Genomic DNA, 15,929 nt, shown 5'->3' on the forward strand with positions numbered 1-15,929 from the left:
TCAATTTTATAGATGTAATTAATTTGTTTGTGCTGTGATAGAATTGTATGTAAGTTGATGATTTTATAATCTATTAGTCCTTTAGTTCGATAAAGAACCTAGAAATTTTGTGGAAAAAGTGTAAAACTTGTCAATCCGTTTTTACTTTAAAATGAATTTTACTCTATGGAAAAATTTAATCGAACTTCGCTGGCAATAGCGGTTTGTCTATTGCCTTTCTCTTACTCAGTGCAAGCTGAAACTAATCCCCTCACTCAAGAGCTCCAACGTCTCAAACATCAAGAAGCTGCTGAAGATGCTCAAAAAGCATTAGAAAAAGCGGATCAATTTTTAACGCCCACCACAGAAAAGCAACCACAGGAGCAGATAGTCGTAGATGAGAATCTGCCTAAAATTGACAAAATCAGCATAGATATGCTTGATGTTAAAGCAAATGTGGATTTTCAGCCAATTATTCATCGCTATCAAGGTAGTAACATCAGTAGCCATCAAATTTTTGCGATTTCTCAAGCCATCACAGAAGCTTTATATCAAGCTGGCTATGTGACGAGTGCCGTCGGTTTAAAGTCGAAAGATCTTTCAGATGGTCACCTTCAATTTATCGTTTATTGGGGGGAGGTAGATCAATATTTGGTGAATAAAAAATTACCTGACACATTTAAAGATAAAGCAATGCTTTCTGTATTACCTTCTTTTAAACAGAATGTATTCAATGTACATCAACTTGATCAGTTTATTGAGATGATGAATACCTCAAACAAATCAGTTCAAGTGGATGTGAAAGCCAGTGAAAAAGAAGGTAAGTCTAATCTTAATTTTGTGACATCTCGCCGTGCTTGGCCAATATTGCAGCTTGGATACAATACATCAGGTGCTGAAAATAATGCCAATGGACGAAATCAGGCAACTCTTTCTGTAAGAATGAGTGATATTTTAGGGACGAATGATGAATGGAGTCTATCAACAGGGCATCGCTTTTATCGTCAACATAGTAAAAATAATCAACTCAACTATTCAATAAGTTATACCCAGCCATTTTCTTTTTATACGTTGGAAACAAAATTAGCAAAATCTAGTTATGAGCGTGAGGTAAAAGGGATTAATGATAGTTACTCTTCAAGTGGTCGTACAAATACGCTTAATGTAAAACTGTCAAGAATGCTTTTCCGCAATAAAGAAAGTATCCTTTCTTTATATAATGAATTGGAGTTTAAAAAACGAATAAACTATATTGTTCAACGTGAAGTACTTAATCGCCATGAAAATAAATGGAGTGTTGGTTTATCTTATACCACTAATTTGTTAAAAGGTAAGTTATATAGCGAATTAACCTATGCAAATGGATTGAATTGGTCGGGTGCTGATTCTTTAGCATATAGCGAAAAAGGCGATAAGACACTTAGAGTGGTAAGTGGAAACATGACTTGGAGTAGACCTATTGAGTTATTTAAACGCAATACGAATTATCAACTAAGAATTGGTGCTCAGTATAGTCCATATCATCTTTATTCAGATAACCAATTTTCTTTAGGCGATGAATATACGGTGAGAGGATTCAAAGGTGGTATTATTTCTGGTGAGAATGGAGCTTATTTATCTCAGACATTTAGCGTACCATTTTATCCACAAAAATATGCAATTTCGCAAATTACACCATTAATTGGCTTTGATATTGGGCAAGTTCGCCATAAATCAAATTTACCAAGAGAAACGATTTCCGGTTTTGCGACAGGGATTAAGGCAACGATTTCAAATAGATTGTCACTCGCATTAAGTTATGCAAAACCATTAAAAGATGTCAAACACAATAAGAATAAATCCGTTTATTATTTTAATGGATCTGTGTCATTTTAATTTTTAAATTTTAAGGAGAAATTAGTTATGAATAAAAATCGATATAAACTCGTTTTTAGTAAAGCAAAATCCTGTTTAGTTCCAGTTGCTGAATTTATTAATAGCGTAACTGAAAATAATAAGTCAGAAAAGAAAAATGGTAAAAAAGAACAAGAAAGTTACCGCTTGTCATTCTTATCACAATCAATTCAAGAAATTGTTCGCCATGTATTAGCACTACCGATTTTATTATCCTTGCCTGCAATGGCGACGGCTAACCCAATTGAAGTAGATCCAAACCATAAAGATAAAGTTTCTGTTGAGATTACCTCTAATAATGTGGCTATCATTGATATTGCAAAACCGGAACATGATGGTATCTCAGATAACCGTTTTAATAAATTTAATGTTGAAAATGGTGCAGTATTTAAAAATAACAAACAAGCAGATACTTCAACCTTAGTGGGCTATCAAGAAAAAAGTAAACATTTAAGAGATCAGTCTGCTAAAGCAATTTTGGCACAAGTAACGGGTCATGAGGAAACAAAATTAAAAGGTGGATTAGAGGTATTAGGCGATAAAGCAGATTTACTTATTGTGAATCCTAACGGTGTTAGCGTAAATGGTGTTCGCACATTTAATACTGATCGTCTTGTTATTTCTACAAGTAATGTGATTGATCCAAAAAAAGGATTGCATTTATCGGTTGATAAAGGACAAGTATCTATTGAGGAAAATGGCCTAGCGACAGATGGCTTAAGATATGTTGATATTGTAGCTAAAAAAATTAATCAAAAAGGAGCAATAAAACATAATACGAAAACAACATTAAATCCAGCAAATATTAACTTAGTTGCTGGCTCTAGTGATTATGATGTAGAAAAACGTACCGCTAAATCAAAGAATGTTCATAATGAAGAGGTGATATTAACAGGGGCAGAAACAGGCTCAATGTATGGAGATAAAGTCCAATTTATTGTGACAGATAAAGGTGCAGGTGTCCATCATAAAGGGATCATTTTATCTGAGGCTGATATTGTCATTGAATCTCAAGGTGGAAAAGTTTCTATTGAAACGATTCAAGCTAAAAATGTTATTGATATTAAAAAAGCAAAAAATGTTGAGGTAAACAATAAACTTGAAGGCCGATATATTTTAGTTGATGCAAAGCAAACCGACTTGAAAAAAAATGCTAGCTTAAAAGCAGGAGAGAATATCTTAATTGACTCCAGTGTTAATTTAGAAAATGCGAGCAAAGTTAGAGCCAAAAGAGTAAATATTTCTGGGGAAAATACTAAAGTATCAGAGAATGCAACGATTATTGGTCACACGATTACATTAGACTCTAAAATTGATAACAAAGGAACGATCTCTGCAAGAAATACAAGAATTACGAGTAAAAACTTAAAGAATACAGGTGATATTTTAGCTGAGGATGAACTTTACCTCTCTGTTCATGGGGTTAAGAAAATGAATGATTCTCAAAATGTCATTGAGAATAATTATACTAACTCAGGGACTATTCAGAGTAAAAATAATGCAGAGTTGATCTTCTTAGATAATACGAGCTTTAGTGCTAATTTACATGGTAATTTACCTCAGGCAAAAAATACGCTAAAAATTATATCGGATGACTTTACCGTTGAAAAAGATAAAGAGATTCAAGTAGCCAATAATTTAACTATTATCAGTAATAACCTTTTAAATAACGGTTTAATTACCGCATTTAATACTTTGGATATCTCTGCAGGGCGTAAAGCCACCAATAATGGACTAATCGGGGCAGGTAAAAGTGTTAAATTAAATGCTATAGATATTCATAATGGAGAAAAAGGTATTTTCCATTCTGAAGGTACAACTTATTTAGATGCGGCATTTGACTTTATTAATGATGGTAAGATTTTATCTCGTAAAAAATTAACACTTAGTGCAAGTCATCTAGTAAACAATGCTACTGTCACTGGAGATGTAATAGGGAAAAGATATTTTGTTGGTAGTTCAAGTACTAATCCCCGTAATTTACTACGCTATGATGTTTATAAAATTGGTGGATGGATTGAGGAGCTTGAAGGATTAAATATAAAAATTAAGTCCATGGGGCATATTCTTTCAGAGGATGGTTTTGAATTTATCCAAAGAGATAATAAAAATCCAAATGAAAGTGGAATTGATAATTACGGCATTATTAATATAAAAGGTGAGTTTTTTAATAATGGAACTACCCGTATTCGTAATAATGCTAAGGGAATATCTAAGGATTTAGGCTATCATTATTTTCAAAAAGATAATAATGCGAGTTTCTTACTAAGATTTCAACCATTTGGACGATTTGGGTTCATCTCAAATCCACTATCAGGAGAGTCAGTATACCCATTTTCCTCTCTTAAAGGATTATTAGATCACCTTCTCTATAATGAAGAGGCGATTAAATCAAGCTCACTTTATAGTGGATATTCTAGTGAGTATTTAAAAATTCTGAAAAATATTCAATCTCCTCAGCTGCAAAAAGTATTAACGCAAGTCTTTGGTCAAGATTGGGAAAGTAGAGATCTTCAAGATTTAAGACGGAAATGGGCAAGTGCAAAAAGAAATCCTCTGTTAGTAGAATTTTATCCAGATACTCAAGCAAAAATTTTAGCAGACTCTATTACTGGAAGTATTCAAAATATCCAGAATGGAAATAATGGCATTACAAATAAATTTGATAGCACATTAAGTGCAGGAAATACTAAGATAGTATTACCAAAAGTGACATTTAAGAATATCTCATCTCAAAGTCAAGATAGTAGTTCAGATATTGATCTTTCTGTACTTGCTGACTTACTTGGAGAAACGAATTTATTTATCGATCGTTCATTACAACTACAGAAACCAAAACCACCAGTATTTAATCCAAATGATGAGGATAAAAAATTATTAGAGGAAACGGAGCAAGAGAAATTAGAACGAATTCGTAAAGCAAAAGAAGAGGCTGAAAGGCTGCTAGAAGAAGAGCGTCAAAGAAAAGCACAAAAAGCGAAAGAAGAAAAAGAGCGTCAAGAAAGAATTGCTAAAGAACGTCGAGAAAAAGCGGAAAAAGAGCTACAAGAGAGACAGCGTAAAGAACGTGAAGCTTTAGAGGACGAACAATCACGTTTAAAAGCAGAAAAAAAACGTTTAGAGGAGCTTGAGAGAAAAAGCAGAGAACTTGCAGAAAGACAGCGTCAAGAAAAACTAGCGTTGGAGGAGAAGCTTAGAAAAGAGCAAGAAGAGGCGGAAAGAAAATTACAAGAAGAACAGTTGGCTAGAGAAAAAGCAGAAGAACAAAAGCGTCAAGAAGAAGAACTTCGTTTAAAAGAATATCGTGCTAAATTAGAGCAAGAACGTCGTAAAGCAGAAGAGTTAGCAAACCAAAGAGCATTATTGGAAAATGCAAATCGACCTCGTGTTGAAGTCGATCCGCTTTATCATACTCGTGTGAAATATATTAAACAGGAAGAGTATGTTGGAGCTGACTATTTCTTTAATAAAGTAGCATCTGAAGTAAAAGGACAAAATAAAGTTACTGTTATTGGCGATAATTATTTTCAGCATCAGCTAATTACTCGAACAATTGAAAAGAAAGTGGATAATCATCTGTCTCTTAAATATGACTTAAATAATCGAGATTTAGTTAAACGCTTAATGGACAATGCTGTAAATAAATCACAGGAACTTAATTTAACGGTTGGCCAAGCTTTAACTAAAGAGCAACAGGCATCTTTAAAAGAAGATATTATTTGGTACGTTAAATCAGAAGTAAATGGCAAAGAGGTTTTTATACCTCAAGTTTATTTAGCTCCTGAAACATTGGCGGATGCCAAAAAATATCAGGGGTTAGGGCAGGCCGTAATTAAGGCAAGAGACATTGAATTAAAGTCAAAGGAATTTAATAATGCGGGCTCAGTCATTGCAAATAAAATTGATATTGAGGCTGAAGGAAAAATCATTAATTCAGGAGATATCCTAAGTCGTGAGAAGACTAAATTAAAAGGCTTAGAAGGCGTTGAATTAATTTCTCAAACGGTAACAAATGATCAAGGTAACACAGTAACAGAAAAAGCAAATGTTATTTCGGAAGGGCATGTTCATTTAGAAGCTGGTTTAGACAAAAATGTAGATTTAAAAGCAGCAAATGTTAAAGGTAAAACTGGCTTTATTAAATCCAAAGACCTGAATGTACAGGATACTTATGAGGTGAAAACAACACATAAGTCAAAAGAGATTAAATCACGTTTTAGTGGTTTAAATGTTGGGGTTGAAACTTTAGATAAGGTTGACGTGAATTCAGTCGGATCAGATGTTAAATTTGAGCATTTGCATCTGGCTCTTAAAGGTGATTTAAATCAGCAAGGGAGTAAAATTGATACGGATAAAACAACGGGAATTGTTCAAGGAAATATCAATACTAAGGCTGGAAAGAATTATTCACATTCAGAGCGGACAGAGAGTATCCTTTCGTTAGAATTAGCAGGAGGAGCTAGTGCACTAGGTCATTCTACACAGATAAGTGCGAATGAATATTCTGATCCATCTATTAAATCAGGACCAAGTGATAATGCAGGTGTAAATGCTGATCTAGGTTTAGCACTGAGTAATAAAATTGAAGCAGAAGCCTTGTTAAAGCACAAAAATAGTGAGTTTAATGCAAAATCTGGGAAATTACATGTCTTAGGTAATGCAGATATTGGTGGCGTCGATATTAATAAAAGTGGTAATGAATTATCTCAAGATAAACAAAGTGATAAAGCTAAACCCTCTAAAGAGGTGGCTGCAGAAGTTGCAAATACCTCTTTAGAAGAAGCTCGCAAACAAAAGCAGAAAGATCTTCAAGCACTTTCAAAAGAACAAATTGCTGATTTAATGGCTGAAAAAGGTGAAGATTTCTACGCTAAAGAGCGTAGTAAGAAGGATGAAGGCTTTACATTATCTGCGGGTTCAATTTCTTCTACCAAAGAAAAGGATAGCTATTTTAAAGCAGAAGCTGGCTTTAAAGTGAAAGTTGGTGTTGAAGCAGAGGGACATTCTGCAGCCGCTGATTTTGCAACTGGAATTGCTAAACATGTAAATGACAAGAAGCAAGGTCTAAAACAAGATGGTACTGTTGCATTACAACATGCAAGTGAGGCACTTGGTTTAGTCACGGGCGATTTGGTTGGCGGCTCAGTGAAAAGAAAAATTGAGTTTGATGCTTCAGCCTCAGTTCTCAGAGACAAGCAAGATGTCCGTACCCATATTGGAGGCAAAACCTCCTTAATTGCTCGTGATGGTGACATTACTTTAAATAATGTACAGAGTGATGAGAATAGTGAGTTGTCATTAACAGCGAAAGAGAATATTAATATTAATGCAGGCGAGAGAGAGCAGAAAGAAAATGCAACCGCCGTATCTGAGAAAATATTTGATGGTGCCACCTCATCTTGTGGTGTAATGTCTAAAGGCTGTACAGTTGGCGTCACGGGCGGTGTAGAGGCTAGCGTCCATATTTCTAACTCAGATAAGAAAGAAGTACAAAATAGCGAACTACTCAGCAAGAAAGTTACTATTAATGCGGGAAAAGATCTCAACCTGAATGGTGCTAATATACGCACTAAGCAACTGAATATTGATGTTGAAGGAACAACGAATATTATTTCTAAACAAGATCATATTGAGCGTTCAGAGCATTCCATTAATGCAGGAGCTACTGGCGGTGCTTCTATTAATACGGCCTTAGAGATTACACCTACGGGAACGATTAGTGCGGGTTATGGCTATGAGTATGAGAAAGGAAACAAAATCAATAAGCAATCGGGCATTATTGCAGATCGTATTGTGGGTGAGTTAAATGATGTCAACCTTTCTGCTGGACATATTGTTGATCATAACAAAGGTAAAGATGTCGTTATTAAAGGTAATGTAACTCATCAAAATGTAGAGGAATCTTACCATAAGGATGGCGGTCACGGTGGCGGCACAGTGGGGATTAATGAGCGTGGTACCGCACAACTTTCTTTAAGAGGAGGACGTGCAGAGCAACATCATTATGATGCGACCCAGAAATCAACATTAGACGGCATAAAATCAGAAGATACCTCAATTAATACTGACATTAATAAAGCCAAAGAGGTACATCGTGATGATCGTATTGCGAAAAGCAAATTTGAATTTGAGATCTTAGATGCGGTAGAACTTGGTCAAAAAGCACGTGATAAAGTGAAATCGCATTCAAGTAAACTGAATGATAATTCGCAAAACTCAACGAGAAACAGACCGCTTGTACAGGAAGATTCTGCCTCTTCTAATAAGGTGGCTGAGACAAATCCAAATAATCAAGCTAAACGTGTACTGCCAGAACTACCGACAGAAAATAGCACGAAACAAAAAGTGGAAAGTGATTATGAGGAAATTTCAGCCTTTACACCAAAAGCGAAATCCGCAGAAGTGGAAAGTGACTATGCCGATATTTCAACCTTTGCTCCAAAAGCAAAAGCGAATGAGGTCGAAAGTGATTATGCTGAAATTCCTAACTTAACACCGAAAAACACAGACATCGCAACGCCACAACCTAAATCTAAAGCAGAGCTAGAAGATTTATACGCTAAAGTAGACAAATCGCCAGAAGCGAGAGCGAAGGCGGAGCAACGCAGTGCGGAAGCGGAAGCAAAACAGCCGAAGAAAGCGGTAGTGGAAGCGGATGACACGCCACCAGCGTTACCACCACGTCCGCAAGCGGAAGAAAATCCGTATGCGACGATAGACAAATCGCCAGAAGCAAGAGCGAAGGCGGAGCAACGTAGTGCGGAAGCGGAAGCAAAACAGCCGAAGAAAGCGGTAGTGGAAGCGGATGACACCCCTCCAGCGTTACCACCACGTCCGCAAGCGGAAGAAAATCCGTATGCGACGATAGACAAATCGCCAGAAGCAAGAGCGAAGGCGGAGCAACGCAGTGCGGAAGCGGAAGCAAAACAGCCGAAGAAAGCGGTAGTGGAAGCGGATGACACACCACCAGTGTTACCACCACGTCCGCAAGCGGAAGAAAATCCGTATGCAACGATAGACAAATCGCCAGAAGCGAGAGCGAAGGCGGAGCAACGTAGTGTGGAAGCGGAAGCAAAACAGCCGAAGAAAGCGGTAGTGGAAGCGGATGACACCCCACCTGCGTTACCACCACGCCCGCAAGCGGATGTCTCAAAAGCAGTGGTAGAAAAAGCAGACGTAGCTAAGCCAAGCGAAGAAACGGCAGCACCGGTGGTGACAGAGAAAAAAGCGGAAAGTGAATCCTTCTTGAGCAAAGTGAAAAAATTCTTCAAAGGCTCAGATTCAGATAAAGCTAAAAAGTCACCTAAAACAGAGACAAAAGCGGAAAGCAAAGCGTCAGATGCTGAACCAAACTATGACAATTTACCTGATAGTGCGAACCTAAAAGGGCTATTGAGTTTGGAAAAACAGCGTAATGCTGATTTTGGAGAACAAGTCTTGAAGAATCCACAATTCTTAGCGGAGGCAAAAGAGGCGGCGAAGAAATATATTCCAGAGTCAACGATTAAACAGATGGGTGATTCACCGGAGTTTAACGATATTTTGACGGAAGGTGCGAGAAAAGTGGAGCAGCGGATTAACGATGCGGTCACCTTTAAACCAACCGCAGAAGAGTTCAACGCAATTCAAAACTTAGTTAAAGAGCTACCGAAAGGTACCGTTATCACAGACACAAAAGTGGCGACGGATAGCGTAACAGAGGCTCTAGCCTCAACTTCAAAAACGATTCAAAAGAACCCTGAATTAAAAGAGCAAATTCGCGGTGCAATAGAAGAGTTTTTAGTGAAAAGTAAAGATCAGGATCTCACCGTTGAAATGATTGAAAAATTGAATCACGGCTTACGTCCAGATGAAGGTGCGGATCGAGTTCTGTATAAGAAAGAGACCTTGACTAAAGAAAATGCGGTGTTCTCTAGCCCAGAGTCGTCAAAAATTCAGCTCAAAGCGACGGTTGATTTTATCAACCAAGCAAGAAAAAATGGGGTAGAGCCGAGTGTCTTGGCGGGTTTAGTGTATCAACGTTTAATTGCATATCACCCGTTTGCGGAAGGTAATGGACGAATGGCACGTGTAATAGTGAATAAACTGTTACTGGATGCAGGTTATCCACCGTTTACCAAATTTAATGAATCATTTGAAACTCAAATTATTCCGCAAACAAACACAACGGCGAAGTCGGCTTCTAGCAGTGAAGTGGTGAAAGAGTTCTTAAAAGAGCTTTCACAGAAAAACTTACCAGCGGGGAGTGAGGCGTTGCCGAAATTGCAAAAAACAGAGGAAAACGCACCGCTTGTAGCGCCGAAAGTTGAGTCTCAGACTGAGGCAACAACCAAAAAAGCGACACCAATTGATGACAAAGTACAAGCAAGCACATTAGTGGAAAAACCTCGTTCAGCATTGCAACAAGTGAAGGATAAATTCCAACCGTTGCGTGTAGGTAAAAAAATCAAAGAGGTGAGAAATTCTGTGGAACAATATGGTGGTGAGGTGAGTTTTAAATACGCTCAATCAAAAGGGGAAGTATTTAATGAAATCATCAAGCACAGTGAAACAGAACACGGCACTTGTGAGGCAACTTGTGCATTCTGGATTGCGAAGAAAGTAAACGATGATCAAAGTTTGTTTAAGGAAATTTATCCAAATGGCAAAGAGGGTAAATTAGATAAACAAGCCTTTGAGAAAATCAAAAAATTGCAAACTGAGTTTATCAATAGCGGCAGTTCTGCCACCCAGCAGTTTAAATTTACGGAGTCTTGGTTAAATGAACAAGGGGCCAAAGTGAAACAAAAACAAGTGGGTGAGTATTCTCGTAAAGATGAAGTGTCAGGCACAGTGACGAATACGGAGGTGAAATCGTTAATCAATGCCATTTTAGACACGGGTGATAGCCATTCTGGTGTGAAAAAAATCTCTATCAACCTAGAAGGCGGTTCGCATACTGTAGCGGCGTCGGTGAAAGGTGAGCAAGTGATTTTCTTTGACCCGAACTTTGGTGAAATCACCTTTAAAAAACGTGAGCATTTTGAAAATTGGTTTAAAGAGGCTTTCTGGTCGAAAAGTGGCTATGCAGGCACCAATAGCGGTAAACGCTTCTTTAACGTGATTAACTACGATGCCAAATAAGATTTAAGCGATTAAATCACACAGAAAATGCCGAGTGAGAAATTTACTCGGCATTTTTTATATGTCATCATCTCACCTTGCTTTTTGACAAGCGGTTAGATCCGCCTAATTTTTTGCAAAGGATATCATGAAATTTGTCACCTCTGAAAAATCCGCCAGTATCGGCCTAGTGATTGGCTGTATTCTCTTTGGCTTGGGGAGCTTGATTGTTGCCTATGTACCAGTCGGGGCGTATGCGATTGCTTTTTGGCGATTATTTGTCGCCGCAGGTATTTTTTATGCTTTGGCGAAAATATTCAAACAATCCGCTCCAATTTCAAAGCAAGCCACGACGTATGCCCTGATTTCTGGGGCATTTTTAGGACTAGATTTAGCCTTATGGCACGAAAGTATCTATGCCGTTGGGCCGGGAATTTCTACTTTACTCAATAGCTTACAAATTTTTTGGCTGTCAGCGATTGGTTTTTTCTGGTTTCACGAACGGCAAACGAAATTGCAGATGTTTAGTCTATGCCTTGCTATTGTTGGGGTTGCTTTAATTGCTAGCCCTGAATTTGAATATAATAGCAAGGCGAGTTGGGGCTTTATTTCAGGGATAGTTTCGGGGCTGATGTTGGCGTTGTCGATGGTTTATATTCGTAAAACGCAGCAAACCGCGGTAACGCCCATATTCTCTCTCATGTTTCGACTTAGCCTAGGTGGAATGGCAATTCTATTTCTTCCTGCGTTGTGGTTAAATAGCCATAATTTATACCCAACCAACTGGGAGCAGATAGGGCTTATCGTGATTTATGGGGCAGTCATGCAATGTTTTGCGTGGGGACTCATTGCGTATTCCATTCCTTTGCTATCGCTCAGTTTGACAGGGCTACTATTACTTTCAGAGCCTGTTGCTGCGTTGGTTATTGACTATTTACTGTTAGATAAACCCATTAATACGATGCAGTGGGTTGGTGCAATTTTAACGATGATAGCGATATACTTGGGATCATTAGAAACAAAGAAATAGAAAGGATAAATTTATGACAAGTCAACAACAAAGAGCAGAGCTTCAACGCCGTATTTGGCAAATTGCTAATGATGTGAGAGGTTCAGTTGATGGTTGGGATTTTAAACAATATGTCTTAGGTACGTTGTTTTATCGGTTTATCAGTGAGAATTTTGCTGCCTTTTTTAATGATGAAGAGGTTAATTACGCGACGCTAAATGACAATATCATCACTGATGACATTAAAGATGATGCCATCAAGGTTAAAGGTTATTTTATCTACCCAAGTCAGCTATTTGAAAATGTCGTCAAAACCGCTAATACCAATGACAAGCTAAATACCGATTTAAAAGAGATTTTTACCGCCATTGAAGCTTCTGCCAATGGCTATCCATCAGAGCATGATATTAAAGGCTTATTTGCCGATTTTGATACCACATCCAATCGCTTGGGGAATACGGTTACGGATAAAAATAAACGTCTTGCTGCCGTATTAAAAGGTGTGGCGGAGCTGGATTTTGGCGATTTTGAGGATAATCAAATTGATCTGTTTGGCGATGCGTATGAGTTTTTGATTTCTAACTATGCTGCCAATGCGGGCAAGTCAGGCGGTGAATTTTTTACTCCACAAAATGTCTCCAAGTTGATCGCCAAACTTGCCTTATATGGGCAAAGTGCGGTCAATAAAATCTACGATCCTGCCTGTGGTTCTGGCTCGCTACTTTTGCAAGCCAAAAAGCAGTTCGATGAGCATATCATTGAAGAGGGTTTTTTCGGGCAAGAAATCAACCACACCACCTACAACCTTGCTCGTATGAATATGTTTTTGCACAATATTAATTACGACAAATTCAACATTGAGCTTGGCGACACCCTAATTGACCCAAAACTTAAAGATGATAAGCCTTTTGATGCCATTGTCTCCAATCCGCCTTATTCGATTAAATGGATTGGCTTAGATGATCCAACTTTAATCAATGACGACCGCTTTGCCCCTGCTGGTGTACTTGCCCCAAAATCTAAGGCAGACTTTGCCTTTATTATGCACACGCTCAATTACTTATCTGCTAAGGGGCGTGCGGCGATTGTTACTTTCCCTGGTATTTTTTATCGTGGTGGGGCAGAACAAAAAATCCGTCAATATCTGATTGACAATAACTATGTGGAAACGGTGATTTCTCTTGCCCCTAATCTGTTTTTTGGTACGTCCATTGCGGTCAATATCTTAGTACTCTCAAAATCCAAAGCAGACAACAATACCCAGTTTATTGACGCCAGTGGTATTTTTAAGAAAGAAACCAACAACAACGTACTCACTGATGAGCATATCGCCGAGATTATCAAACTCTTTGCTGATAAAACGGATGTCGAGCATTTGGTCAAAATGGTGGATAAAGAAACCATTGCAGAAAATGACTACAATCTGGCGGTGAGTTCTTATGTAGAGGTCAAAGATACCAGAGAAGTGATTGATATTGATGTGCTCAATGCCGATATTCACCAAACTGTCGCCAAAATTGATACCTTGCGAGCCCAGATTGATGAAATTGTGGCGGAGATCGAGGGAAATTAGAAAAATAAACCGCTTTTTAACCAAAAGAGCGGTTAGATTTTTAACAAATTTTGCAAATAGAGAAAATGATGAAAAGTAATATTTTAACAATGATTGAACAGGCAGAAGTGGAGTGGAAACCATTGGGGGATATTTTTGAAATTATAGCAGGTGGTGATGTGCCAAAAGATGCACTATCAATAGAAAAAACAGATGAATTTTGTATTCCTATTTTATCCAATGGTATAGGGAAAAAGGCATTATATGGTTGGACTAACCAAGCAAAAATTAACAAACCAAGTCTAACAATATCAGCAAGGGGAACGATTGGTTGGACAAGTTATAGAGAGAACCCTTTTTTTCCTATTGTTCGATTATTAGTTTTAACACCAAAAGTTTCAATCAACTTAAAATTTGCGTATTATTTTATGAAGATGATTGAAAATGATTACAAAGTCCCAGAAAGCGGTATTCCACAATTAACAAAGCCAATGATTAAGGATATTTTAATCCCCATTCCCCCACTCGAATTACAAAAAGAAATTGTAAAAAGACTTGACATTTTGACAGAGCTGGAAGCTACGCTGGAAGCTGAATTATCCCTGCGTAAAAAACAATATCACTATTATCGGGATTTGTTGTTGTCTGAAAATGAATTGGCAAAAGTGGGGTTTGAGTGGAGAAGTTTGGGAGAGGTTGCTACAAAGATTTCATCAGGCGGTACGCCAAAAACAGGGGTAGATGAATATTATAATGGCGATATTCCTTGGCTTAGAACGCAAGAAGTGAACTTTGGAGAGATTTGGGATACAGACATTAAAATTACCGAAACAGGCGTTAAAAATTCTAGTGCAAAATGGATACCTGAAAATTGTGTGATTATCGCAATGTATGGAGCAACTGTTGGTAAAGTAGCAATTAATAAAATCCCAATGACAACAAATCAGGCTTGTGCCAATATTCAAATAGATGAAAAGATTTTGAATTATCGTTACTTATTTCATTATTTAAGTAGTCAATATGAATATATTAAATCACTAGGCACAGGTTCACAAACCAATATTAATGCTCAGATTGTTAAGGGGTTACAAATCCCAATCCCCCCACTAAAAACCCAAGCCAAGATTGTCGCCATTTTAGATACATTTGACCGTTTGACCAGTTCCATCACAGACGGCTTGCCAAAAGAAATTGAGTTAAGACGCAAGCAGTATGAGTATTATCGGGAGCTGTTGCTTGGGTTTTCTCAATCATAATCGGAGTAAAAAATGAGTAAAACATTAGAAGAAGTTGCACAAAATTTAAAGGATTGCGATAAGAAAACACAGCTTATTTATGCATTTAATGGCACAGGAAAAACACGCTTATCTAAGCTATTTAAAAACCTAGTTGCACCAAAGGACTTTTCTAGTGATAAAGGCACTCCCCCAGCTCGTAATAAAATTCTTTACTATAATGCGTTTACGGAAGATTTATTTTATTGGAACAATGACTTAACTCAAGATATTGATTTAAAACTTAACATCCAACCCAATACTTTTACTCAATGGATATTAAGTGAGCAAGGGAAAGGGAATGAAATAATCGGGCATTTTCAACGTTATACCAATGAAAAATTAAATCCTAAGTTTAATGATTCTTTTGATGAAGTTACATTTTCTTTTGCTCGAGGTAATGATGAAGTAGAGGAAAATATTAAAATATTGAAAGGCGAGGAAAGTAATTTTATTTGGTGTATTTTTTATAGCTTATTAGAGCAAGTGGTTGATGAGTTGAATACTCCTGAGCCTAAAGATAGGTCAAGTAATCAGTTTGATGATCTGGAGTATATTTTTATTGATGACCCTGTTAGTTCTTTAGATGAAAATCATCTAATTGAACTTGCTGTAGATATCGCAACTTTAATAAAGTCAAGCCAGTCTTCGTTAAAGTTTATTATTACTACCCATAACCCTCTTTTTTATAATGTTTTGCATAATGAGCTAGGTAAAGCAGAAAAGTACATACTAAAGAAATATGATGATGGCATGTATGATCTTCAAAGACAGGATAATGATTCTCCATTTTCATATCATTTGCACTTGAAGTTGGAAATAGAGAATGCAATTAAAGAAAACAACCTTCAAAAATACCATTTTAATTTTCTCAGAAATATTTTGGAGAAAACATCAACTTTCTTAGGGTATAAAAAATGGGATATGCTGCTACCAATGTTGGATGATGGAGAAAGAAATCCGTATGAAAAGAGAATTACAGATATCTCAAGCCATTCAAAACACTCTACAGAAGAAATTGCAGAATTAACAGAGAATGATAAAAAGGTATTAAAGTATTTAATTGAACAAATTAATGAAATATATCATTTTAAGCAGTCTGATATTTAGTATTAGAGGA

At 37.1% G+C, this 15,929-nt stretch carries 6 protein-coding genes; all 6 read left to right on the forward strand.

Annotated elements, in window-relative coordinates; genetic code table 11:
• Positions 1 to 165 precede the first annotated feature (165 nt).
• The 6 genes from A4G17_RS04645 (at position 166) to A4G17_RS04670 (ending at position 15,919) form a co-directional block, all read left to right on the forward strand.
• Entirely contained in the window at positions 166 to 1,854 is a 1,689-nt protein-coding gene (locus A4G17_RS04645; RefSeq protein ID WP_123957229.1) for a ShlB/FhaC/HecB family hemolysin secretion/activation protein, read from the forward strand.
• A 27-nt stretch (positions 1,855 to 1,881) separates the two neighbouring features.
• Positions 1,882 to 10,995, forward strand: a complete 9,114-nt coding sequence (locus A4G17_RS04650; RefSeq protein ID WP_123957228.1) for a YopT-type cysteine protease domain-containing protein — start codon at positions 1,882 to 1,884, stop codon at positions 10,993 to 10,995.
• Between the two features lie 127 nt (positions 10,996 to 11,122).
• Positions 11,123 to 12,004, forward strand: a complete 882-nt coding sequence (locus tag A4G17_RS04655) for a DMT family transporter (protein WP_123957227.1) — start codon at positions 11,123 to 11,125, stop codon at positions 12,002 to 12,004.
• A 13-nt stretch (positions 12,005 to 12,017) separates the two neighbouring features.
• On the forward strand, positions 12,018 to 13,556 hold the full coding sequence (locus A4G17_RS04660; protein ID WP_123957226.1) for a type I restriction-modification system subunit M: 1,539 nt from the start codon (positions 12,018 to 12,020) through the stop codon (positions 13,554 to 13,556).
• A gap of 68 nt (positions 13,557 to 13,624) precedes the next feature.
• Positions 13,625 to 14,791, forward strand: coding sequence for a restriction endonuclease subunit S (locus A4G17_RS04665; protein WP_207948574.1), 1,167 nt, complete (start codon positions 13,625 to 13,627; stop codon positions 14,789 to 14,791).
• Positions 14,792 to 14,803: 12 nt separating this feature from the next.
• The gene (locus A4G17_RS04670) at positions 14,804 to 15,919 is read left to right on the forward strand and encodes an AAA family ATPase (protein WP_123957224.1); all 1,116 of its coding nucleotides are present in this window, start codon (positions 14,804 to 14,806) and stop codon (positions 15,917 to 15,919) included.
• The last annotated feature ends 10 nt before the right edge of the window (positions 15,920 to 15,929 follow it).

Origin of the sequence: Frederiksenia canicola (assembly GCF_011455495.1) — a bacterium.
GTDB lineage: Bacteria > Pseudomonadota > Gammaproteobacteria > Enterobacterales > Pasteurellaceae > Frederiksenia > Frederiksenia canicola.